This window comes from Monashia sp. HAY1-2A, assembly GCF_056755315.1.
Genome location: NZ_JBNDHY010000020.1, coordinates 19,963 through 43,077 on the forward strand (window position 1 = coordinate 19,963; position 23,115 = coordinate 43,077).

At 72.3% G+C, this 23,115-nt stretch carries 20 protein-coding genes; 9 read left to right on the top strand and 11 right to left on the bottom strand.

The genetic code is table 11. The features are described from left to right. Window positions 1-203 precede the first annotated feature (203 nt). On the top strand, window positions 204-1,955 hold the full coding sequence (locus ACPYOM_RS04880) for a PxKF domain-containing protein (protein ID WP_481345107.1): 1,752 nt from the start codon (window positions 204-206) through the stop codon (window positions 1,953-1,955). A gap of 95 nt (window positions 1,956-2,050) precedes the next feature. Here the strand turns inward: ACPYOM_RS04880 and ACPYOM_RS04885 are convergent, their stop codons facing one another. Further along, window positions 2,051-3,340, bottom strand: a complete 1,290-nt coding sequence (locus ACPYOM_RS04885) for a sensor histidine kinase (protein ID WP_481345108.1) — start codon at window positions 3,338-3,340, stop codon at window positions 2,051-2,053. After that, window positions 3,337-4,050 (bottom strand): response regulator transcription factor, encoded by a 714-nt coding sequence (locus ACPYOM_RS04890; protein WP_481345109.1) that lies wholly within the window; start codon window positions 4,048-4,050, stop codon window positions 3,337-3,339. Before ACPYOM_RS04890 ends, ACPYOM_RS04885 begins: the two co-directional genes overlap by 4 nt. A 62-nt stretch (window positions 4,051-4,112) precedes the next feature. Between ACPYOM_RS04890 and ACPYOM_RS04895 the strand changes: the two genes are divergently transcribed. From ACPYOM_RS04895 to ACPYOM_RS04905, 3 genes are all read left to right on the top strand, one after another. Then, window positions 4,113-5,579 carry a ferredoxin reductase family protein gene (locus tag ACPYOM_RS04895; protein WP_481345110.1) on the top strand — a complete coding sequence of 489 codons (1,467 nt, stop codon included), beginning with the start codon at window positions 4,113-4,115 and terminating at the stop codon, window positions 5,577-5,579. Continuing rightward, window positions 5,576-6,130, top strand: a complete 555-nt coding sequence (locus ACPYOM_RS04900) for an FMN-binding protein (protein ID WP_481345111.1) — start codon at window positions 5,576-5,578, stop codon at window positions 6,128-6,130. Before ACPYOM_RS04895 ends, ACPYOM_RS04900 begins: the two co-directional genes overlap by 4 nt. A gap of 101 nt (window positions 6,131-6,231) precedes the next feature. Next, entirely contained in the window at window positions 6,232-9,969 is a 3,738-nt protein-coding gene (locus tag ACPYOM_RS04905; RefSeq protein ID WP_481345112.1) for a S8 family serine peptidase, read from the top strand. A 34-nt stretch (window positions 9,970-10,003) separates the two neighbouring features. Here ACPYOM_RS04905 and ACPYOM_RS04910 read toward each other — a convergent pair whose 3' ends face one another. Both ACPYOM_RS04910 and ACPYOM_RS04915 read right to left on the bottom strand, forming a co-directional pair. Then, the gene (locus ACPYOM_RS04910) at window positions 10,004-10,678 is read right to left on the bottom strand and encodes a response regulator (RefSeq protein WP_481345113.1); all 675 of its coding nucleotides are present in this window, start codon (window positions 10,676-10,678) and stop codon (window positions 10,004-10,006) included. Further along, window positions 10,675-12,411 carry a sensor histidine kinase gene (locus ACPYOM_RS04915; RefSeq protein WP_481345114.1) on the bottom strand — a complete coding sequence of 579 codons (1,737 nt, stop codon included), beginning with the start codon at window positions 12,409-12,411 and terminating at the stop codon, window positions 10,675-10,677. The genes ACPYOM_RS04910 and ACPYOM_RS04915 overlap by 4 nt, the downstream gene beginning before the upstream one ends. A gap of 82 nt (window positions 12,412-12,493) precedes the next feature. Between ACPYOM_RS04915 and ACPYOM_RS04920 the strand changes: the two genes are divergently transcribed. From ACPYOM_RS04920 to ACPYOM_RS04935, 4 genes are read left to right on the top strand one after another with little or no spacing between them, the layout of a single operon-like run. Continuing rightward, the gene (locus ACPYOM_RS04920; protein ID WP_481345115.1) at window positions 12,494-13,576 is read left to right on the top strand and encodes a Bug family tripartite tricarboxylate transporter substrate binding protein; all 1,083 of its coding nucleotides are present in this window, start codon (window positions 12,494-12,496) and stop codon (window positions 13,574-13,576) included. 2 nt (window positions 13,577-13,578) lie between these two features. Then, a complete protein-coding gene (locus tag ACPYOM_RS04925) occupies window positions 13,579-14,124 on the top strand; it encodes a tripartite tricarboxylate transporter TctB family protein (RefSeq protein ID WP_481342341.1) in 546 nt (181 codons plus the stop codon). Beyond that, window positions 14,124-15,668: a tripartite tricarboxylate transporter permease gene (locus tag ACPYOM_RS04930; protein WP_481342342.1), complete on the top strand. Its 1,545-nt coding sequence runs from the start codon at window positions 14,124-14,126 to the stop codon at window positions 15,666-15,668. Before ACPYOM_RS04925 ends, ACPYOM_RS04930 begins: the two co-directional genes overlap by 1 nt. Further along, window positions 15,665-16,057, top strand: coding sequence for a universal stress protein (locus tag ACPYOM_RS04935; RefSeq protein ID WP_481345116.1), 393 nt, complete (start codon window positions 15,665-15,667; stop codon window positions 16,055-16,057). The genes ACPYOM_RS04930 and ACPYOM_RS04935 overlap by 4 nt, the downstream gene beginning before the upstream one ends. Before the next feature lie 86 nt (window positions 16,058-16,143). Here the strand turns inward: ACPYOM_RS04935 and ACPYOM_RS04940 are convergent, their stop codons facing one another. The 4 genes from ACPYOM_RS04940 to nth all read right to left on the bottom strand — a co-directional run bounded on the left by ACPYOM_RS04940 (window position 16,144) and on the right by nth (window position 19,970). Continuing rightward, window positions 16,144-17,127, bottom strand: a complete 984-nt coding sequence (locus tag ACPYOM_RS04940) for a CorA family divalent cation transporter (protein WP_481345117.1) — start codon at window positions 17,125-17,127, stop codon at window positions 16,144-16,146. A gap of 88 nt (window positions 17,128-17,215) precedes the next feature. Beyond that, window positions 17,216-18,418 carry a MarP family serine protease gene (locus ACPYOM_RS04945; protein ID WP_481342345.1) on the bottom strand — a complete coding sequence of 401 codons (1,203 nt, stop codon included), beginning with the start codon at window positions 18,416-18,418 and terminating at the stop codon, window positions 17,216-17,218. Then, window positions 18,415-19,215, bottom strand: a complete 801-nt coding sequence (locus tag ACPYOM_RS04950) for an NUDIX hydrolase (RefSeq protein WP_481345118.1) — start codon at window positions 19,213-19,215, stop codon at window positions 18,415-18,417. The genes ACPYOM_RS04945 and ACPYOM_RS04950 overlap by 4 nt, the downstream gene beginning before the upstream one ends. Then, window positions 19,212-19,970, bottom strand: a complete 759-nt coding sequence (nth, locus tag ACPYOM_RS04955) for an endonuclease III (RefSeq protein WP_481345122.1) — start codon at window positions 19,968-19,970, stop codon at window positions 19,212-19,214. Before nth ends, ACPYOM_RS04950 begins: the two co-directional genes overlap by 4 nt. 233 nt (window positions 19,971-20,203) lie before the next feature. On the opposite strand from nth, the gene ACPYOM_RS04960 reads away from it, so the two are divergent. After that, entirely contained in the window at window positions 20,204-20,881 is a 678-nt protein-coding gene (locus ACPYOM_RS04960; RefSeq protein WP_481342348.1) for a Crp/Fnr family transcriptional regulator, read from the top strand. A 357-nt stretch (window positions 20,882-21,238) separates the two neighbouring features. Here the strand turns inward: ACPYOM_RS04960 and ACPYOM_RS04965 are convergent, their stop codons facing one another. From ACPYOM_RS04965 to ACPYOM_RS04975, 3 genes are all read right to left on the bottom strand, one after another. After that, window positions 21,239-21,886: a nucleoside/nucleotide kinase family protein gene (locus ACPYOM_RS04965; RefSeq protein ID WP_481342349.1), complete on the bottom strand. Its 648-nt coding sequence runs from the start codon at window positions 21,884-21,886 to the stop codon at window positions 21,239-21,241. 17 nt (window positions 21,887-21,903) lie between these two features. Then, window positions 21,904-22,701: an MBL fold metallo-hydrolase gene (locus tag ACPYOM_RS04970; protein ID WP_481345119.1), complete on the bottom strand. Its 798-nt coding sequence runs from the start codon at window positions 22,699-22,701 to the stop codon at window positions 21,904-21,906. 96 nt (window positions 22,702-22,797) lie between these two features. Further along, entirely contained in the window at window positions 22,798-23,055 is a 258-nt protein-coding gene (locus tag ACPYOM_RS04975) for a hypothetical protein (protein ID WP_481345120.1), read from the bottom strand. Between the last annotated feature and the right edge of the window lie 60 nt (window positions 23,056-23,115).

The window sequence follows — 23,115 nt, forward strand, 5'->3', positions numbered from 1 at the left end:
GCCACTGCCCTTTGTCCGATTAGTTCCTTATATTCCGTATGACGTCTTCACCCCATTTACTACAATTTCCAAAAGGGTCGGAAAGAATCACGATCAATCATTCTCAATAAGGCAACGGACCCATAAATCACTCTCTAGGGTGACGAGGGCCGGCACTGCGGGGGCACTGGTCGGCATGCCATCAAGGGGAGGAGTAGGGGTCCATGCGATTCCGAACAATCGGCGCTGCGATTGCAGCGGCCACCACACTCGTCGCTGCCGCCGGAGGAGTCGCTCTCGCGGACGACATCGCCAACCAGCTCGACACCTCGATCGACGCCACTGCCGAGATCATGAGCCTCAACGTCGGGGGCGCGCCCAAGAGCACCACCCTGGTCGTGAGCCCCACGAACGACGACGGCGGCAAGAACGGCTGCAACCTCACCGGACAGACGGTGCTTCAGGTCTCGGTCGTGTCCGACGCGCCCACCGTGGCCACCGTCTCACCCAGCTCACTGACGTTCGCGAGCTGCGGTGACGTCAAGACCGTCACGGTCACTCCGCTGACCGCCGGTGATGCCACGATCTCGCTCCAGGAGACGTTCAACGACTCCCAGGGCACCTTCAACCTGGCGCCAGCCACCTTCTTCGCGCGCGTGACCGGGTCGAGCAACTCGGCACCGTCGGTCGACGTCACGGGCGTGAGCCCGGGTGCCTCGTACGCCAAGGGCGCGGTGCCCGCAGCGACGTGCGTCGTCGCCGACGCGGAGGACGGCCCGTCCAGCTTCCCGGCCACGCTGTCGGCCGTGACGGGGCCCTACGCGTCGGACGGCATCGGGTCCCAGACCGCGAGCTGCTCCTACACCGACGCCGGCGGTCTCACGGCCTCGGGCTCGGCGACCTACTCGATCGAGGACGTCTCGGCGCCCGTGATCACCTACACGCTGAACCCGACCGCCCCGGACGGGCTGGCCGGCTGGTACCGAAGCGACGTGACGCTGACGTGGAACGTGTCCGAGGACGAGTCGCCCGGCTCCCTGGTGAAGACCGGGTGTGTCGACCAGACCATCGCGAGCGACCAGGTCGCGACGACCTATGCGTGCTCGGCCACGAGCGCCGGTGGGTCGACGGGTCCGGTGGTCACGGACGGCATCAAGCGTGACGCGACCGCCCCCACCGTGACGTACGGCTCCGCCTCGGGCACGGCAGGGGCCAACGGCTGGTACGTCAGCCCCGTCACAGCGACGTTCGACGTGTCGGACGCGACGTCCGGCGTCGACGCCTCGCAGCTCACGGCGTCCTCGGTCGGCGAGGGGTCTGCCGTCGTCGTCAACAGCCCAGCCGTCACGGACCACGCCGGCAACACCACGCCCACGGGTGCGGCGTCCGGCACGTTCAAGATCGACCTGACGGACCCGACAGCCACGTTCGACTCGACCTTCGACACTGCGTACTACTACGGCCAGGTGCCGGCCCAGCCGACCTGCACCGTCGCGGACGCCGTCTCGGGGCCGGACACGTGCGTCGTGACCGGCTACTCGACCGCCGTCGGCCCGCACACGCTCGTCGCGACGGGCGCCGACAAGGCCGGCCGGACGTCGACCGCCACGATGCCGTACGAGGTGAAGGCCTGGACGCTCAAGGGCTTCTACCAGCCGGTCGACATGGGCACCATCGTCAACACAGTCAAGGCCGGCTCGACTGTCCCACTCAAGTTCGAGGTCTTCGCCGGCAACACCGAGCTGACGAGCACCTCCACGGTCAAGTCGTTCTCGGTCAAGGGAGTCGCCTGCAACAGCGGCACCGCGGATGACGTCGAGCTCGTCACGACCGGTGGCACCAGCCTGCGCTACGACGCGACGGCGGGCCAGTTCATCCAGAACTGGCAGACGCCGAAGACGGCGGGCGCGTGCTACCAGGTGACGATGACGACGCAGGACGGCAGCAGCCTGAGCGCCCTCTTCAAGCTCAAGTGAGCACGACACTCCGCTGAGGGGCGGGAGACGGACGCGGGTGGCCCGGTGAGGCCACCCGCGTTCGCCGTGTTCGAGTGCGTGGGGCGCCTTACGCCTCAGTCGTCCTCGGGCCCGACTGCCAGGGGCAGGACGACCCGGAAGGTGGCGCCCCCACCCGGCGTCTCGACGACCTCGAGCGACCCGCCGTGCGAGCGGACGATCTGGGTCACGAGGGCCAGGCCCAGCCCGAACCGGCGGCCCGCGCCGTCCTCGGCCGCAGCGCGGGCGAAGCGGCGCGTCAGCACCTGTAGGTCGTCCGGGTCCACGCCCGGCCCGTGGTCCACGACGTCGAGCCGGACGCGCGACCCCTCGTCCGTCGCGACCTGCACCTCGACGGCGGCACCACCGGTCGAGTGCGCCACGGCGTTGTCGACCAGCGCCAGGACGGCCCGGCGCAGGCTCGAGGTCACGCCGTCGACGACGACCGGTCGCCGCGTCGCCGAATCGGGCCAGGACAGCGCCACCCCGGCCGCGGCCGCGTACGGCTCCAGGGAACGCCCGACCTGCTCGGCCACGTGCACGACGTTGACCGGTTCGCGGCTCGCGTCACCGGCGTCGAGCTGGGCCGACAGCAGGAGGTCGGACACGACGTCGCTCATGACCTTCGTGTCCTCGACGAGCTGGTCGACCTCGGTCCGGAGGTCGTCGCGTCCCTGCGCCCGCAGGTGGCGACGCAACAGCTGCGCGCGGATGCTGATGACGCTCAGTGGGGTCCGCAGCTCGTGGCTCGCGTCGGCGACGAACTGACGCTGCAGCTCGAGCGCGTCGGCCAGGGGCCGCACGGCCCTGCGGCCTGCCAGCCACCCGGTCAGCGCGGAGAGCCCGACACCGAGCAGCCCGGCGACGCCCATCGCGACGAGGAGGCTGCGTTCCTGCGACGCATGGACGCGGATGTCGTACACCGCTGCGTACCTGTGGTTCTCGCGCTGCACGGCGGCTGCGGGCCAGTCGCGACCGTCGGCCTCGACGGGGACCGCGAACGGCCGTTGCGGGCCCGTCACCTGCGCTCTCACCCCGGCAGAGCGCAACGCCGCGGCTGCCGCCTGCTCCACGGCCGGCGGCATTCCCGTCGTCGACCTCGTCCCCTGGGAGGTCAGCTCGACGAGCCAGATGCCCGGTGGGGAGTCGACGACGTCGTCGACCGTCGCGGCCGATGCGTCGACCTGGCGACGGATCTCGGTGGCCTGCTGCCGGTCGAAGAGGAGCCCGGCGCCGAGGATGGCCAGCAGCACGACGAGCGCCGTCGCGGACCCGACCCGGACCGCGATCGACCGCGCGGCCCGCCCGACCGGGTCCGGCTGGGCGCGGGGCGGTCGCGCCGGCCGCTCCTCGGCGCCCCGGCTCACGAGCGCCCCAGCCGGTAGCCGACACCGTGGACGGTCTCGACGACCCGCTTGCCGAGCTTGCGACGCAGGTAGTGGACGTAGGTGTCGACGGCGCCGAGGGTGTCGGCGCGGTCGAAGGCCCGGTCGAGCAGCTCCTCCCGGGTGAAGACGCGGGTCGGCCGGCGAGCGAGCACCTCGAGCAGCGCCGCCTCGCGCCGCGACAGCACGACGTCGTCCCGGTCACCGACGACCCGCTGCTCGCCGACGACCAGGCGCCGCGAGCCCACCGCCAGCTCCGCGGCCCCGCCGCCGCGCGGGCGCAGCAGCGCGCGGAGCCGGGCGAGGAGCTCCTCGACGTCGAACGGCTTGACGACGTAGTCCTGCGCGCCGGCGTCGAGCCCCTCGACCCGGTCGGCCACGGTGCCGCGGGCCGTGAGGAAGAGGATCGGTACGGCCAGGCCCTTCGTCCGCAGGCGCGAGACGAGGTCGACTCCCTCGATGCCGGGCAGGCCGCGGTCCACGACGAGGACATCCCACTCCCGCACCAGGCCCTGATGCAGCCCCGCCTGCCCGTCGCGGACGGGCGTGACCGCGTACCCCTCCTCGGTCAGCAGCTGCTCGAGCATCGTCGACAGGTCGGCATCGTCCTCGACGAGCAACAGCCGCGGCCGGCGGTCCGGGGGCTTCGGCGCACGCCCGGTGGACGCGCCCCCCGTCAGGTCGTCGGACATGCGCCCCACCATCGCCTCCCCGTCTCATAACTTTCTGAGATCCGCTGCCGACGATCGACGGCGTGAGCACCACGATGACACCCCGCCGCCCGGTCCACCGGCGTCCCGACCACGGAGTCCGCAGTGCCCTGCGCAGCGGCGTCGAGTTCCGACGCTGGCGACACCGTGTCGCCGACCTGCTCGAAGCCCTGGCCGTGGGCACGCTCATGCTCGTCGTCGCGCAGTTCCTCGCCGGCGGCGGCAGCCACGAGCTGCTGACCGGCGACGCCGGCTCCCGCCTCACGGCGGTCGGGCGCCTCACCGGCCTCGTCGCGATGGACCTGCTGCTCGTCCAGCTCGTCCTCGCCGCCCGCGTGCCGTGGGTCGACCGCGTCTACGGGATGGACCGCGCGCTCAAGGCGCACCGCATCCTCGGCCGGGTCACCGTCCCGCTCGTGCTCGTCCACGTGGGCACGATCGTCGTCGGCTCCGCCCTCGGTGACGCACGCACCGGCGTCGTCGGCTGGTTGCGCGAGCTGCTCTCCCTCGTCCTCGGCGACGGCGACCTGCTCCTCGCCGCGCTCGCCACCGTCGCCCTCGTCGCGATCGCCGTGACCTCGGTCCAGATCGCCCGTCGGCGCATCGGCTACGAGGCGTGGCACGTCGTGCACCTCACGGCCTACGCCGCGGTGGTCCTCTCGGTCCCGCACGAGCTGTCGCTCGGGTCCGACCTCACCGCGTCGGCGTGGAGCCGCGCCTACTGGTGGACGCTGTGGGTCGTCGTCGCGGCGAGCGTCCTCTGGTGGCGGCTCCTGCTCCCCGTCGCGCGCAGCGCCCGCCACGGCCTGCGGGTCGTCGAGGTCGTCGAGGAGTCCGACGGCGTGTGGTCGGTCGTCATGCGCGGCCGCCACCTCGACCGGCTCCAGGTGCGCGCCGGGCAGTTCTTCAACTGGCGGTTCGTGACACCACGGCTGCTCCTGGCCGCGCATCCCTGGTCGCTGTCGTCAGCGCCCGACGGCCGCAGCCTGCGCATCACCGTGCGCGGACTCGGCGACCACTCGGCGGCGATCGCCGACCTCGAGCCCGGCACGTTCGTCCTCGTCGAGGGCCCCTACGGCGCGTTCACGACGCAGGCCCGCGTGCGGCGCAAGGTCCTCCTCCTCGCGGCGGGCATCGGCGTCACGCCGGTACGCGCCCTCCTCGAGGAGCTCGTGACGCAACGCCAGGCCCTGCCCGGTGACGTCACCGTCGTCTATCGCGCGAACGACGCGAGCCAGCTTCCCCTGCACGCCGAGCTCGAGGCGCTCGTCGAGCTCGCCGACCACCACCTCGAGACGCTCGTCGGTCCCCCGGTTGCCGGGTCCGCGCTCCCCGAGGGTGTCGGCGGCGCAGGCTCGGACGCCGAGCGCCTGGCTCGCCTCGTCCCCGACCTCGCCCGGCACGAGGTGTACCTCTGTGGACCGCCGCAGTGGATGTTGCTCGCGCACCAGGCGGTCCGCCGCGCCGGCGTCCCCGGCCCCCACGTCCACGACGAGAGGTTCGGCTGGTGAGGAAGACGACATCGCTCATCGTCGGCGTCGCGAGCGCCACGGCCATCGGAGCGTCCTGGGCCGCCGGCCTGGCGCCGAAGCACGACGCCGTGGGAGGCGTCACGCTGTCCGCGCCACCCGCGCCACCCGCGTCGACGAGCCGCTCGACGGGTGACGCGTCCGGCGGCTCGGGTGCCGTCCGAACGTCCGGGGCGCCGCGGGCCAACACGAGGAGCGCACCGAAGGGCGCGTCGAAGAGCGTCGGCACGAGCACGTCGAAGCCGTCCGCCCCGCGTCCACGCACCGTCGACGGCGGGGTCGCGAGCACCCAGTACGGCAACGTGCAGGTCGCCATCACCGTCACCGGCTCACGGATCACCGACGTCACGGCGCTGCACCTCACCGACAGCTCGGGACACTCGGCGCGGATCAGTGCCTACGCGGCCCCGATCCTGCGCCGGGAGGCCCTCGCCGCCCAGTCCGCCCAGATCGACATGGTCAGCGGGGCGACCTACACGAGCGAGGCCTACCGGCAGAGCCTGCAGTCGGCCATCGACGCCGCGCACCTCTGAGAGTCCGTCGCACGTTCCTGCAACGTCCGGCCCGAACCGCCCCTGTCTGTCCGCGCGATCTGCCATGATGCGCGCGCACTCACAACCCACAGGGGCTACACATGTTTCGTCGTCGTCCTCTCGCGACGGCCCTGACGCTGGCGCTCGTCGCGCCCGTCTCGGCCCTCACGGCGTCCGCCGCCACCGCGGCACCCACCCGCTCGACGACACCCTCGCCGAGCGCCTCGGTGACCGCCTCGGTGACCACCTCGGTGACCGGGCCCGCCGCTGCACCCACCGCGTCGTCGATCCGGGCCAAGCGGCTCCCACGCCCGGCGACCGCCAAGGGACCGCACCGCGCGCACGACGCGCACACCGTGCTGGTCCGGTTCAAGAACACGGCCTCGACGGCCTCACGCCAGCGGGCGGTCCAGCGCCGCGGCGGAAGCCTCGGACGCGCCCTGCCGGGCACCGGCTTCGTCACCGTGCACGCCGCGGGCGCCGCCGACGAGCTGGCCAGCCGGCTGACCACCGACCCGTCGGTGGCGGAGGTGACCCTCGACTACGTCCGCGAGGCATCGGCCACGCCCAACGACCCTGGCTACACGTACGGCGACCAGGAGTACCTCAAGACCGTGCGGATGCCCGGTGCGTGGGACCGCTCGAAGGGCTCGCTCAACACGCTGGTCGCGGTCGTCGACACCGGCGTCAACGGCAGGCACCCGGACCTCACCGGCCGCACCGTCGCCGGCTATAACGCCATCACGAACGTCGGCATCGCAGCCGGTGCGGCGAGCGACGACAAGGGCCACGGCACCATGGTCGCGGGCATCATCGCCGCGGAGACGAACAACGGCGAGGGCATCGCCGGCGTCGCCTGGAACGCCCGCGTCATGCCCGTCAAGGTGCTGAACTCCCTCGGCCAGGGCACCGACTCCGACATCGTCGAGGGCATCGGCTGGGCCGTCGCCCACGGCGCCCGCATCATCAACCTGTCGCTCGGCGGGGACGAGGACAGCCCGGTCCTGCACGACGCCGTCCGCAGCGCCGTCGCCAAGGGCGCGGTCGTCGTGGCGGCCGCCGGCAACTACGGCGACGGCGTGCCGCAGTACCCGGCCGCCTACCCCGAGGTCGTGGCCGTCGCGGCCACGGACGGCGCCGGCGCGCTCACCGACTTCAGCACGTACGGCTCGTGGGTCGACGTCGCGGCCCCCGGGTGGGGCATCGTCTCGACCGGCCGGCCCGACTCCGCCGGCAACCTCTACTACATCGGTGACGGCACGTCGTTCTCGGCGCCGATCGTCTCCGGTGTCGTCGCGCTGCTCCGGACGAAGACGCCGTCCATGACGCCGGCACAGGTGCTGGCGCGGCTCAGGGCGACCGCCCGCGACGCCGGCCCCCGCGGCATCGACCCGTACTACGGGGCGGGCATCCTCGATGCCACCAACGCCCTCGGCGGCGGGTACGCCGCCGACCTCGCCCTCCCGGCGGCGGGGGCCAACGAGCCGAACGACGTGCCGTCGCGGGCGACGCCGGTGCCGCTCGGTGATACCTGGACGCCGAGCGCCACCGCGACCATCGGGATCGAAGGCGACGTCGACTGGTACCGGTTCGACTCGCCGAGCCCGCAGTCGATGAGCGTCACCGTGACGCCCGCCGCCTACGACGGCACCTACCCCCAGAACCTCGATGCGACGATCCGCGTGCTCGATCCCCAGCTGCGCCTCATCGGGGACGTCGACAACCAGCCGCCGGGCGGCTCGGAGTCCGTCTCCCTCGAGACGGGCTCGGGCACGTACTACGTTGCGGTCAGCAACCTCAACGGTGCCCGTGACGCGCGCCCGTACACCATGACGGTGGAGAACACCGGCCGTGGCGTCTTCGACCCGCCCGCCACCAAGAACCTGGACAGCTGGCAGTCCGTGAAGAACACGGCGGTCGCCGACGTCACCGGCGACGGCCGAGCCGACATCGTCGCGACGATCGGCGACACCGGCTACGAGCGAGCCGGTGACCTCTACGTCATCCCCGTCGACACCGCGGGCTCGCCCGGCACACCCGTGCCGTACCTGACGAGCCAGCGGTCGATCCCGCGCGGCCTCGCCGTCGGGGACGTCGACCAGGACGGCGACACCGACGTCGTCGTCGCCACCGACCTCGGCGTGCAGCTCCTGCGCCAGGACGCCGGCGTGTTGACCCCCGCCCAGCTCATCCCCGGCACGGAGGGCAGCTCCCTCGTGGCAGCGACCGATCTCGACGCTGACGGCCGGCTCGACATCGTGGTGGCCATCGCCTCCCCCGCAGGGGACACGCGAACGGTCCAGGTCCGGGCTCTGCTCCAGCTGCCGGACAGCAGCTGGGCGGCCACCGACATCGCGGGGCCGCAGGAGTGGCGCGCGACCTTCGACCTCGCGGTGGGCAACGTCGACGCCGACCCCCGGCCGGACGTCGTGACGCTCCACGGCGGCACGGTCACCGTCAACCACAACGGTGGTGCGTCCTGGTCGGCGACGAGCACGGTGCTCGACAACCTGGACACCGGCCAGGGCCTGGAGCTGCTCGACGCGACGCGCGACGGACGGCTGGACATCGAGGTGAGCTCGACGCACATGACGCCTCGGGTCGACGTGCTGGTCCAAGCCCCCGACGGCACACTGGGCGCGCCGGTCGCCGTGCCGACGGGCAGCAACCCGAACGACCTGACCTCCGGGGACATCGACGGTGACGGCGTGAAGGACCTCGTCGTCCTCCATGACGGCACGCCCTCCGTGTCGGTCCTGCCGCAGTCGGGATCCGGCTTCGCCCGGCCCATCGTCACGACGACCCCGTACATCTACGACCGGGGGGTCGGCGAGCTGTCCACCGGCGACCTCGACGGTGACGGCAAGGTCGACGTGGTCCTGCCCTCCGACTACGGCATCACCCTGCTCCGCAACGCCTACGGCATCACACCGGGCCACGAGCAGGACTGGGTGCGCAGTGCCTGGCCGGCCGACTTCGGCAGCGGGCTGCCGGTCACGACGGCGCCGACGGTGACGTTCTCGCGTGATGTCGTGACCTCGACGGTCACTGCCTCGACCGTTCGGCTCGTCAACGGCCGCACCGGCGCGGCCGTCCCCGCGACGGTCACGTACGACGCGGTCAGGCGCACCGCCACGGTCAAGCCGTCGACGAGGCTCTACGACTGGGCGCCCTACCGGCTCCTGGGTTCCGGCGTGAAGGACACGTCGGGCGCGTCGATGACCACGGCGTACACGAGCACCTTCCGAACCACGGACCTCGCGCCACCGGCCGTCGGCTCGTTCAGGGCGACCGGTGCACTGCGCGCGGCGACCCTGACGTGGACCGCCCCGTACGCGAACGACCTCGACCGGTACGTCGTGCGGATGGCCACCGGCTCCACGCCGCCGTCCAGCGTCGCGGCCGGGACGAGCGCCTACTCCGGCACGGGCACGAAGGCCACGGTCCCGCTCGCCCAGGGCACGACGTACAGCTTCCGCATCTGGGCCAAGGACCGCACCGGTCACTACAGCCCGTCCTCGTGGGGACGGCTCGTCGGCACCGCGGAGTCGATCACCTCGAACGTCACCTCGGTCACCCGGGGGTACCCGGTCACCGTGAGCGGCAGGCTCGTCCGCAAGGACACCGGCGGTCCTGTCGCCGGCGCGACGCTCCAGCTGTACTGGCGCCGGGTGGGCACCTCGACGTGGACCCTTACGGCGACGCGCACGTCCAGCTCCACCGGCACGTTCGCCTACGCGCACAAGCCGAGCGCGTCGGTGGACTACATGTGGGTCTACCGCGGGTCCACGGCCCTCGTCGGCTCGAGCAGCGCGCTGCGCCGGGTCACCGTGCGCTGACGCCCGGGCCGCCCGGGCGTCGTCACCGCAGGTCTCAGGCCCAGCGGTAGCGACGCTCGGGGCGACCCGTGGCGCCGTAGCGCAGCGATACCTCGGCCTTCCCGCTCGAGGCGAAGTACTCGAGGTAGCGACGTGCGCTGACGCGGGAGATCCCCACGGCCTCAGCGCATTCCGTGGCCGACAACGTGTCGCCTGCCTCTCGCAGAGCGGCCGCCACCGCGTCGGCGGTCTCGGCGCTGAGGCCCTTGGGCAGGGGTGCCGCCGGACGCGTCCCGCCCGGTCCCGACACGAACGCCGCGTCGATCTGCGCCTGGGTCAGCTCGTCGTCGGCGAGGCGGCGCTCCCGTTCCGCCGCGTACGCCTGGAGCCGCTGCTCGAGGTCGGGGAACGCGAACGGCTTGAGCAGGTACCCCACGACGCCCTCGCGCACGGCCCGGCGCACCGCGTCGGCCTCCTTGGCCGCGGTGATGACGAGGACGTCGCAGGTGGCGCCGGCGGTGCGCATCCTCGTCACGAGGTCGAGACCGAACGCGTCGGGCAGGTAGAGGTCGAGCAGCACGAGGTCGGGCGCGAGCTCGAGGACGAGGTCGAGGGCCTCGTCACCCGAGCGCGCCGTGCCGACGACCTCGAACCCCTCGACCCGCTCGACGAAGCCGCGGTGGATGCGCGCCACCATGAAGTCGTCGTCGACGACGAGCACGCTGATCATCGCTTCTCCTCGCCCTGCACGGCCCCGGCCTCGACGGTGAGGCGGGCCACGAACCGGGCCCCGTCGGGCGTGTTCTCGACGTCGACCTCGCCGCCCCGACGCTGGCAGATCAGACGCGTCAGCGCCAGACCGATGCCGCGCTCGCCGGCCTGCGCCGCCTTCGTCGTGAACCCGTGCGTGAACACCTCGGTGACCACCTCGGGTGCGACGCCGGGCCCCGAGTCGACGACGCTGACCTCGACGGCCGACGCGTCCTGGCGGATCGTCAGCTCGACCCAGCGGTCCGGCCCGGCGGCGGTGGCGGCGGCGTCGATGGCGTTGTCGACGAGGTTGCCGACGACGGCGGACACGTCGGCCGAGTCGCGCTGCGCGAGCCGGCCCAGCGAGGTCTCCTCGGACACCCGCAGCTCGACGCGGCGCTCGGTGGCCTGGGCCGCCTTGGCCATGAGCAGCGCCGCGATGGCGGTGTCCCGCACACGCCGCGACACGGCGACGTCGAGCTCGGCCCGGTGCTCGCTCACGGAGTCGACGAAGCCGACGACCTCCTCGTACTCGCCGAGCTGGATGAGCCCGGAGATGGTGTGCAGCTGGTTGGCGAACTCGTGCGCCTGTGCCCGCAGCAGCTCGGTGGTGCTGCGGAACGACCCGAGCTCGCGCTCGAGGTCGGCCAGCTCCGTGCGGTCGCGCAGCGTCGTCACCGACCCGAGCGGCCGCCCGTCCTTGCTCACCTCCATGCGGTTCATGACGAGGACGCGCCCGCGCCGCAGCACCACCTGGTCGCGCGGGGCGACGGCGTCGGTTCCACCCTCGGTGTGCGTGCCGGTGCCGGACGCGTCCGCGTCGGGGACGCCCCGCAGCACGTCCCGCAGGCGCGGTCCGATCGGCAGGTCGTCTAGGCGCATCCCGACGACGTGCTCCGGCAGGTCGAGCAGACGCTGGGCGACGTTGTTCACCAACGTGATCCGCTCGTTCGTGTCGAGCGCGACAACACCCTCGGCGAGGCCGAACAGCATCGCCTCGCGGCTCTCGGCCAGGCCGGTGATCTCGGCCGGCTCGAGCCCGAGCGTCTGCCTCTTGATGCGGCGCGCCAACAGCCACGAGCCGAGACCGCCGACGACCAGCGCGATCCCGAGGTAGGTGGGCAGGTAGGCCGACGCCCCCTGCAGCCGGTCGAGCGCCGACGGCATGTGCTCCGCGATCATGACCGTCCCCAGCTGCGTGCCGACCGGCAGCTGCGGCCCCTTGACCGACGGGTCGGGCACCGACAGCAACGGGCTCTGGGCCACGAGCATCCGTTCGCCGCCGAGCTCCATGACCCCGGTCCAGCTCGCACCGTTCGCCACCGCCGGCGAGCCGACCGGGAGGGGGGCCCGCTCGAGCGTCGGGTCCGAGGACACCCGCACCATCTCGTCGGCGTCGGCGACGCTCATCGACGTGACGTTGTACTGCGTCACGATGGACTGCACCAGCGTGGGCAGCACGGTGAGCACTCCATGCGGAGCCATCTCCGTCCGCACGATCGGCGTGCTCGCCAGCTGCTCGGCGATGGCCGACACCCGGCGACCCTCGGTGCGGGTGAACGTCGCCTCCGACTGGGACAGCGAGACGAGACCGACCGCCACGAGCACGCCAACCAGGATGAGCATCTGAACAGCGAGCAGCTGCCCCGTGAGGGTCAGCCGACCGAACCACCGGCCCGTGCTCTGCTTGACCACAACGAACTCAACCTTCATTGGTGACACAACGGCGACACCCGTCCGGGACGCGGGCACGATCATGCCGTTCCAGCCCAAGATCGCGAAAGAGATCTCAACGATGAGCACTCACCACACTGCCCGTCCCGGCATCGCCGGCACCCGCAGCACCCGCAGCACCCGCAGCACCCGCAGCACCCGCCGCCGCGTCGGCGCCCTCGTCGCCCTGACCGCCGCCGGGGCCCTCGCCCTCTCGGCGTGCGGTGCCACCGCCAAGAAGGACAGCTCGTCCACCGGCGCCGCCGCCGGTCCCGCCTCGAGCCTGCAGATCATGGTCCCCAACAGCCCCGGCGGCGGCTACGACACGACCGCCCGCACCGTGGCCAAGGTCATGGAGAACGAGAAGATCACCAACTCGATCCAGGTCTTCAACCTGCCCGGCGCCGGCGGCACCGTCGGCCTCCAGCGCATCGTCAACGAGAAGGGCAACGGCAAGCTCGCCATGCAGATGGGCCTCGGCGTCGTCGGCGCGGCCTACACGCAGAAGTCGAAGGCGACCCTCGCCGACACCACGCCGATCGCCAAGCTCATCGAGGAGGCCGGCGCCATCGTCGTCTCCAAGGACTCGCCGTACAAGGACCTCAAGAGCCTGGTCGACGCGTGGAAGAAGGACCCGTCGAAGGTCAACGTCGGTGGCGGCTCCAGCCCGGGTGGCCCCGACCACCTGCTGCCGATGCAGTTGGCCAAGGCCGCCGGCATCGACCCGACCAAGGTGTCCTACATCTCCTACGACGGCGGTGGCGAGCTGCTTCCCGCGGTCCTCGGCAACAAGATCGCCTTCGGCGCCAGCGGCTTCGGCGAGTTCCTCGAGCAGGTCAAGTCCGGCTCCATCCGGGTCCTCGCGGTGACCAGCGACAAGCGCATCGACGCCCTCCCCGACGTGCCGACCGTCAAGGAGTCGGGCATCGACTTCACCTTCACCAACTGGCGTGGCATCGTCGCGCCGCCGGAGATCTCGGCCGCCGACAAGCAGGTCTGGGTCGACGCCCTGACGAAGATGCACGGCACCGACGCCTGGAAGAGCGAGCTCGAGAAGCGCGGCTGGACCGACGCGTTCGAGACCGGTGACCAGTTCGGCACCTTCCTCAAGGCGCAGGACAAGGACGTCGCCGACATCCTCACGGGCCTCGGGCTGACGAGCTGACGATGTCCGACACGACTTCCGACCGCACGGCCGCTCGGACCGGCGCGCAGGACGTCGAGAAGCAGGGCGGGGACCGCGCACAGTACGGAATGTGCGCGGCCCTCGCCGGCCTCGGCATCCTCCTGCTGGTCAACGCGGCCCAGCTCGCCCCGGTGGCGAGTACCAACGACTCGCTCGGCCCCAAGGTGGTCCCGACCGTCCTCGGTGTCCTCCTGCTCATCGTCTCCGCCGCGTACGCCGTCGACATCCACCGTGGTGGCGTCGGGGCGGCCGACGAGGGCGAGGACGTCGACCTCGGCGCCAAGGCCGACTGGAAGACCGTCGGCCTGCTCGTCGTCGTCTTCGGCGTGAGCGCCGCGCTCATGGACTCGCTCGGCTGGGTCATCGCCGGCACGCTCCTGTTCGCGGGGTCCGCCTTCGCGCTCGGCAACCGGCACCACGTCCGCGGTGTCCTCGTCGCGCTCGCGATCTCGCTCGCCACCTTCTACGCGTTTGCCATCGGGCTCGGGGTCAACCTGCCCGCAGGCATCCTCCAAGGAATCCTCTGATGGACAACCTCAACCACCTCATCGACGGCTTCGTCCACGTCCTGACGCCGCTGAACCTGCTGTTCGCGTTCATCGGCGTCGTCGTCGGCACCGCGGTCGGCGTGCTGCCCGGCATCGGCCCGGCCATGACGGTCGCCTTGCTGCTGCCGATCACCTTCACGCTCGACACGACGCAGGCCCTCATCATGTTCGCCGGCATCTTCTACGGCGGCATGTACGGCGGGTCGACGACCTCGATCCTGCTCAACACCCCGGGCGAGTCGTCCTCCGTGGTCACCGCCCTCGAGGGCAACAAGATGGCCAAGGTCGGACGGGCCGCCCAGGCGCTGGCGACGGCCGCCATCGGCTCCTTCGTCGCGGGCACCATCGCCACGGCCCTGCTCGTCCTCGTCATGCCGCAGGTCGTGGCCTTCGCGATCCAGCTCGGCTCGCCCGAGTACTTCGCCATCATCATGCTGGCGTTCGTCGGCGCCAGCATGGTGCTCGGCTCGTCCCGGCTCCGCGGCTTCGCGGCGCTGCTCGTCGGCCTGTCCATCGGCATCGTCGGCATCGACAAGGTGACCGGCCAGCAGCGGATGACCTTCGGCATCCCGCAGCTGGCCGACGGCATCGACATCGTCGTGGTCGCCGTCGGGCTCTTCGCCGTCGGCGAGGCGCTCTGGGTCGCCGCGCACCTGCGCCGCAAGGCCGGCGGCGTCATCCCCGTGGGCCAGCCGTGGATGGGTCGCGACGACTGGCGACGCTCGTGGAAGCCGTGGCTGCGCGGCACCGCCCTCGGCTTCCCCTTCGGCGCCATCCCCGCCGGTGGCGCCGAGGTCCCGACGTTCCTGTCCTACGTCGCCGAGCGCAAGCTGACCAAGCACCCCGAGGAGTTCGGCCACGGCGCCATCGAGGGCGTCGCCGGACCGGAGGCCGCCAACAACGCGTCCGCCGCCGGCACCCTGGTGCCGCTGCTCGCCATCGGCCTGCCGACCAACGCGACCGCCGCGATCATCCTCACCTTCCTGCAGGGCCGCGGTCTCGAGCCGGGCCCCCTGCTCATCGAGAAGCAGCCGGTCCTCGTCTGGACGCTCGTGGCGAGCCTCTTCGTCGGCAACACGCTGCTGCTGGCCCTCAACCTGCCCCTGGCACCCCTGTGGGCCAAGCTGCTCCAGATCCCGAGGCCCTACCTCTACGCGGGCATCCTCTTCTTCGCGACGATGGGCGCGTGGGCGGTCAACGGCCAGGCCTTCGACCTCTACCTGCTCCTCGGCATCGGTCTGGTCGGCTTCGCGATCCGCCGCTTCGGCCTGCCGGTGCTGCCGCTCATCATCGGCGTCATCCTCGCCCCGATCGCCGAGCTGCACCTGCGACGCTCCCTGCAGCTGTCGCACGGCGCCGTCAGCGGCCTCCTCGGTGGCCCCGTCGCCTGGGTCTGCTACGGCATCATCGTGCTGGCCATCCTGTGGCCGCTCGTCGCGAAGGCCATCCGCGCCGCCCGTGGTGGCAAGGGCGGTCCGGGATCGGGCCTGCTGGCCGAGCTCCGTGAGGAGGCAGCGGTATGACCATCCTCGTCGGCTACATCCCGACCCCGCAGGGCGAGGCCGCGCTCGCGGCCGCCACCGCCGAGGCCCGCGCCCACGGCGACCGCATCCTCGTCGTCAACATGTCCCGCGACGACAAGCTCGTCGACGCCCACCGCGCCGACGGCCGCGACCTCACCCGCCTCGACGCCGACCTCGCCGAGTCCGGCCTCGAGCACGAGGTGCGGCGCGTCGAGCACGGCACCGATCCCGCCGACGCGATCCTCGAGATCATCGACGAGGAGGCACCCCGGATGCTCGTCATCGGCATCCGGCACCGCTCGCCCGTCGGCAAGCTCCTGCTCGGCTCGACCGCCCAGCGGCTGCTGCTCGACGCGGCGTGCCCGGTGCTCGCCGTCAAGGCCGGCTGAGCCAGCCACGCCGATGTCCACCCGACCGACGTCGGGTGGCATCGGCGTTCCCACGGGTCGGTCGACCCGTGCCGCCCGGTCGTGCCTCACCACCAGCCCTGGCGGCGGGCCCAGCGCAGCAGCCACAGGCTGATCCCGACCATGACGGCGAGGACGAGGACCAGCTGCGGCACGTGCGTCTGGTCGTTGACGATGAGGTTCATGCCGTAGACGCTCGCGATCGCGGTGATCGGCAGCGTGATGGCGGCGATGACCGCCAGCCGCTCCATGGCGACGGTCATCTTCGTCGTGACGCGGGTCTGGTAGAGGTCGATGACGCCGACGAGGAAGCCCAGCTCGCCGTCGCCGAGGTTGCGGACGCGCTCGAACTGGTCGGCGAGGTCGCGGGCATGCCGCCGCGCGTCGGCCGGCACGAACCGGTCGAGCGACTGGATGCGGGCCTGGATGTCATGGCCCTGCGCGGCCATGGTGCGGGCCGTGCTCAGCTCGTGGCGCAGCAGGAAGAGCTGTTCGAGCAGGTCCTCGGGGCGACGGAAGTCCGGCGACATGACCTCCGCCTCCAGGGCCGGCAGCCGGGCCGCGACCTCGCGCACCGCTGCGCTCTGCCGCCGGGCGACGGCCGAGTTGATGACGTAGGCCAGCTCGAACGGGTTGTCGGGCGCGAGCCGTCCCGCCTCGATGCGGGCCCGGACCGACCGCGTCTCGACCGTGGCGTCCTCGGAGCTCAGGACGGGGTTGCGCGGTCCGTGCACGGTCACGAGGTACCGGTCGGCGATGAGCTCGTCGAGCTCGAGCACGTGGACGTGACCGCCCTGGCCCGTCAGCGGCGCGTGGAGGATGACGAAGAGCTGGTGCTCGTACGAGTGGACCGTCGGCACGAAGTTCCGTTCGGCACAGGCCTGCCGGACGAGGGCGTGGGCGCGCAGCGGTCCGGCCAGGAGGGCGTCGGCCTCCGGGACGTAGTCGGGCACGTCGACCCAGACGAAACCGTCGGCCCGGGCGAGCAGCGACTCGAGCTCGCCCGGTGGGTGGTCGGTGATCCCGTCGGCACTGACGAACGACACCTGCATGGCCCCACTGTGGCACCGCCGGGCCGATGCCGCAGTCGATGGCGCAGTCGATGGCGCAGTCGATGGCGCAGTCGATCGCGCCGGCGGGTCAGCCGCCGACGCAGGCGCCGGTCGCGACCTCGCGCTGGGCCGTGGACGCCGCGTCGAGGACCGGCTTGGCCTCCGCGAGGGTCAACGCGTAACCGGTCGAGTCGTCCTCGAGCGACTTGGCGAAGATGACGCCGACGACCCGGCCCCGGGTGTCGAGCAGCGGGCCGCCGGAGTTGCCCGGCTGCACGCTCGTGGCCAGCGAGTAGATCTCGCGGACGACGCGGTCCTGGGAGTAGATGTCGAACCCTCGCGCGTCGAGGACACCACGTACCCGGGCGGAGACGACGCGGTACGGCCCGTCGAGCGGGAAGCCCGGGACGGCCGCCGAGTCACCCCGGGCGATGTCGGTGCCGAGCTGGAGCGCCGGCAGGTCGAGGCCCTCCACCTCGAGCACCGCGAGGTCGCGCTCGGGGTCGAAGACGACGACGTGGGCCGTCAGCGTCCGCCCGTCGACCTCGACGCGCACCTCGGACGCCCCGGCGACGACGTGCGCGTTGGTGACGACCCGGTTCCCCTGCAGCACCCAGCCGGTGCCCTCCTGCCCACGCTGGCACCGGTCGGACTGCGTCAGCACCTTGACGACGGAGCGCCCCGCGGCGCGGATCGCCTCCGACCGGGCGACCGACGCGTCGGGAGCCGGGACCGGCGTGATCGGCTCCGGCGCAAGGGAACCGAAGACCTGCGGGAAGCCCTGGCTCGACAGGAACCCGCGGAAGCCGCTGAAGACGCGTCCGGCGTCCTCGGGCACGATCGTGTTGACGACGCGCAGCACCCTCGACTCGGCCATGGCCCGTGCGAGCGCCGGGTTGCCCGCGGTGCGCATTGTGCCGCCGATGAACCACACGATGAGGCTCGCGGCGAGGAGCACGACGACGGCGCCGAGCGCCGAGTCGACGCGGCGGAACGGCGTCCGGCCGACCCGTTGGCGGATGCGGTTGCCGAGGAGGCTGCCGAGGAACTGCCCGAGCCAGCCGAACCCGACCACCCCCACGACGAGGGCGATGACGCGGCTGCGGGTGTTGCCGGCGACGGCGTCCCAGTGCGCGAGCAGGCCGGGCAGCTGCCACACGGCGACCGCCGCGAAGAGGAAGAACCCCACGAGCGAGGTGACGCTCTGGATGAGGCCCTGCCGGTAGCCGGAGACGGCGTAGGCCAGCAGGAGCACGCCGAGCGCGATGTCGAGCACGACGCTGCCGGTCATCCGCGGCCCCGCCCGACGTAGCGTTCCGGGAGGGGCCGGTGCACCGACGCGTCCCAGGGCTGCTCGAGGCCCGCGAGGTCGAGGACGCGGCCGAGCAGGCCGGCGGTGAAGCCCCAGAGGAGCAGCTCGTCGAGGCCGAAACCGGGTCCCACGTACCCGGACGGGTGCGTCACCGAGAAGCGGGTGGCCGGCGCGACGAGGTGGGAGACCGGCACCGACAGCACGTCGTGGACCTCGTTCGGGTCGCGGACCGACAGCGCGGACGGGCGGGCCCACCAGCCGAGGACCGGCGTGACGACGAAGCCCGAGAACGGGATGAACAGGGACGGCAGGGTGGCCACGACGTCGACGCCCGAGGGGTCGAGGCCGGTCTCCTCCTGCGCCTCGCGCAGTGCGGTGGCGACGTCGTCGGCGTCCTCGGGGTCGCGGGCGCCACCGGGGAAGGCGATCTGCGCGGGGTGCGAGCGCATGTCGTGGGACCGCTCGACGAGGACGACGTGCGCCTCCTCGTCGGAGGCTCCCCCGTCCGGGTCCGACGGGTCCGACGGGTCCGACGGACTGGACGCGCTCGAGGCGAGCGCCGCCGGCGGCGGGCCGAAGAGGATGAGGACGGCAGACTCGCGGCCGCCCTCGTCGGGTGGCACGAAGAGCGAGAAGTCCTCGGCGCGAGCGGTGCCGAGGCGGTCGGCCAGGCGGTCGAGCCACGACGGACGCGGCATCCCGCCCGGGGGCACCGGCGCCGGCTCGATCGTCCCGGTGCGGCCGGCGTACGCGATACCGCTCGCGACGTGCGTCACGCGTTCCCCTGCCCCGCCGCGGCCCGGACGTCCGGCCCGGCACCGTCCTGCTCGGCGGCCTGTGCGGCAGCGGCGGCGCGGGCCGCCTCCTCGAGGGCCTGCGGGGCGAGCTCGTACTTGAGCAGCTTCGCGGCCTTGTCGGGGTCGGTCTCGCCGGCGCCGTAGCTGGGGCACCAGCGCGCCACCGGGCAGGCGCCGCAGGCGGGACGCTTGGCGTGGCACGTGCGCCGGCCGTGGAAGATGACGACGTGGCTGAGCATCGTCCAGTCCTTGCGCATGAAGAGGCGACCGATCTCGTGCTCGACCTTGACCGGGTCCTCCTCCTCGGTCCAGCCGAAGCGACGCACGAGCCGGCCGAAGTGCGTGTCGACGGTGATGCCCGGCACGTCGAACGCGTTGCCGAGCACGACGTTCGCCGTCTTGCGGCCGACGCCGGGCAACGTCACGAGGTCCTTGAGCCGGCCCGGGACCTCGCCGTCGAAGTTCTCGACGAGGGCGATGCCGAGCTTGATGAGGGCGTCGGCCTTGTTCCGGTAGAAGCCGGTGGGCTGGATGATCGTCTCGAGCTCGGTGCGGTCCGCGGCCGCGTAGTCGGCGGCGGTCCGGTACCTGTCGAAGACGATGGGGGTGACCTTGTTCACGCCGACGTCGGTGGTCTGCGCCGAGAGGATGGTCGCGACGAGCAGCTCGAGCGGCGTCGTGAAGTCGAGCTCGCAGTGCGCGTACGGATAGCGCTCGTGCAGCGCGCGGTACATCTTGCGGGCGCGGCGCGTGCGGGCGACGGGCGTCTCGTCGGAGGTCACGACGGCTCGGGGGGACACGGAGCACACTGTATGCCGCGGGACTGGGTCACGCCGCCCGCGTCGGGCGAGCGTCCGACCGCCGGACGGAGGACCTCCCCGGCCCGTCGACGCGCCGGTTCGACGCGCCTGTTCACCGCGCCGTCGACCGCGCGGCGGGGGCGAGGGCGACGTGGCACACTGACCCCGTGGATCTCGACGTGGTGAAGCGCGCGCCCCTGTTCAAGGCCCTCGACGACGAGGCGTCATCGGCCCTGCAGTCGCAGATGAGCCGGACGCACATGGAGCGCGGCGACGTGCTGTTCCACGAGGGCGACCGTGGCGACACGCTGTACGTCATCGCCGAGGGCAAGATCAAGCTCGGCCGCACGAGTCCCGACGGCCGCGAGAACCTCGTCGCGATCCTCGGCCCGGGCGAGATGTTCGGCGAGCTCAGCCTCTTCGACCCCGGCCCGCGCACCATGACGGCCACCGCCGTCGCCGAGACGCAGCTGCTCGGCCTCGGCAACGACTCGCTCACCGGCCTGCTGTCCGGTCGACCCGAGGTGTCCAAGGCCCTGCTGGCCGCGCTCGCCCAGCGGCTGCGCCGCACCAACGCGCACCTCGCCGACCTCGTCTTCACCGATGTTCCCGGACGCGTCGCCAAGGCGCTGCTCGACCTCTCCGAGCGCTTCGGCCGGCCCGTCGAGGGCGGTGTCATGGTCAGCCACGACCTCACCCAGGAGGAGCTGGCCCAGCTCGTCGGCGCGTCCCGCGAGACCGTGAACAAGGCCCTCGCCGACTTCGCGACGCGCGGCTGGCTGCGTCTGGAGGCTCGCGCCGTCCTGCTGCAGGACGTCGAGCGCCTCAAGCGCCGCGCGCGCTGACCCTCGCTGACCCTTCCGCCGCTGCTACCCGCTCGCGTTTCGCGGAAGGACCGAGAGCGGAGCCGAGTTGCCCTCTCCCACTCAGCATTGCTCCTCGTGACGAGCCACCCCTGCCACGCCAGTCCGAGCGGCTCTGCCCTGCCTCTCTCAGCCAGTCCGAGCGGGCCTTCCCTGTCGCTCCCTCAGCACTGCTCCGCCTGACGAGCCGGAGCTTGGCCGCCGAGGAAGTTTCGCGAGGCAGGGGCCAATGCAGCGGGGTCAGCCGCCTCACACGGACCTGGCCCGTCACGCGGAGCAATGCTGAGCGACGGCGCCTGCCTACCCGCCGCGGCGAGCTGCAGGCGGTCGGCGGCGCGATCAGGACGCGAAGCGCCAGCCGTCCGGGCCGTTGACGACGGTCCGGTCCGCAGCAGAGGCCGAAGCGATGACGAGCAGGGCGTTCGCCTCGTCGGTGTGCTCGACCCACAGCTCCGCAGCCTCGGCCTCCTTGCCGAAGGTGACGTGCCGTGACACCAGCCGCGCGCGTCGCACGTCGTCGTCGCCGGTGACGAACCAGACGGCGTCCGTGGCGGCGCGGGCCGCCTGCCACCGGGGCTCCGGCAGCAGCAGGTAGTTGCCCTCGGTGACGACGAGGCGCGCTGCCGGCGGCACGACCATCGCTGCCGCGACGGGCTGTTCGAGCGTGCGCTCGAAACCCGGGGCGTACACCCACGAGTCCGGTTCGGCGACGAGCCGACGGAGCAGGTGCGCGTACCCGTCGGCATCGAACGTGTCGGGAGCACCCTTGCGCGACAGGGCTCCCAGCCGCTCCAGCTGGACATCGGCGAGGTGGAAGCCGTCCATCGGCACGTGGGCGACGTAGTCGGGCCCCTTCGTCCGTCCCACCTCGGTGACGAGAGCCTCGGCGAGCGTCGACTTGCCGGCTCCCGGCGCCCCGGCGATGCCGAGCACGGCACGGCGTCGGTCGCCGACGAGCTGGACCGCCGCCATCGCGAGGTCCTCCACGCCACCTCCGCCCGGTGTCACGGGTGTTCGCGCAGGTACTCGAGCTGGGCCTGAACCGACAGCTCGGCCGCGGGCCAGACGCTGCGCGGCACGTCGGCGTAGACCGTCTCCACGACCTTGCGAGCCGTCGAGGCGCCGGCCGCGACCGCGGACCGGACCTGCTCGAGCCGCTCGGCGCGGTGCTGGAGGTAGAAGGTCACGGTGGCCGCCGCGTCCGGGACGAACGGCCCGTGCCCCGGCAGCAGGCTGGTCACCGCGCCGGACGCCGTGAGCCGCTGGAGGCGGTCGAGGGACTCGAGGTAGGACTCGAGGCTCCCGTCGGGCCACGCGACGACCGTCGTGCCGCGGCCGAGCACCGTGTCACCGGTCAGGAGGGCGGCATCGGCCGGCAGGACGAAGGAGAAGGAGTCGCGGGTGTGGCCGGGCGTCTCGACGGCGAGCACCTCGAGCCCGCCGACGCGGATCGTCTCACCGGGGCGGATGTCGTCGTGTCCACGGCCGAAGGCCCGGACCGGCGCACCGGTGAGGGCGTGGAAGCGGTCGGCGCTCTCGGCGTGGTCGTCGTGGCCGTGGGTCAGCAGCGTCAGGGCGACGCGTCGGCCGGAGTCGGCGACGTGCCGAAGGACGTTCTGCAGGTGGTCCTCGTCCAGCGGGCCGGGGTCGACGACGACGACCTCGTCGCCGTCCGGCTCGGCGAGGAGCCACGTGTTGGTGCCGTCGAGCGTCATCGGCGACGGGTTGGGGCACAGCACGCACTCGGCGCGCTCGCCGAACCGGCCGCCGACCCACGTCGGGTCGGCCTGGGAACCCTGCACGTCGGCCTCCTGCGTCTCGGGTGTCAGGTCTCGGGAGCCGTCACGCGCCGCCCGGCCGCGCCACCTCCCGGCACGGCAGCCGGATCGTCTTGCGGCTCAGACGCGCTCGACGACCTCCATCGCCGCGCCCCCGGGGGCGTCGACGACCTCCGGCATGACGAGCGGCGTCAGGTCGGCGTGCGCGACGAAGTCGGCGGCCGACACGGCGTCGCGCACCTGCTCGAGGCACACGACGGTGGGCGGCAGCATGAGGGCGGTGCCGGCCTCGTACTGGCGCAGCAGGTCGGCGGGGCGCACCCACTCGGCGAGGTCGGCCTCGGTGGTGTCGCCGTCGGCGACCTGCGACGGCGGCATCAGCGCGGCGAAGAACCACGTGTCTGTCTCTTATACACATCTGACGCTGCCGACGACGGA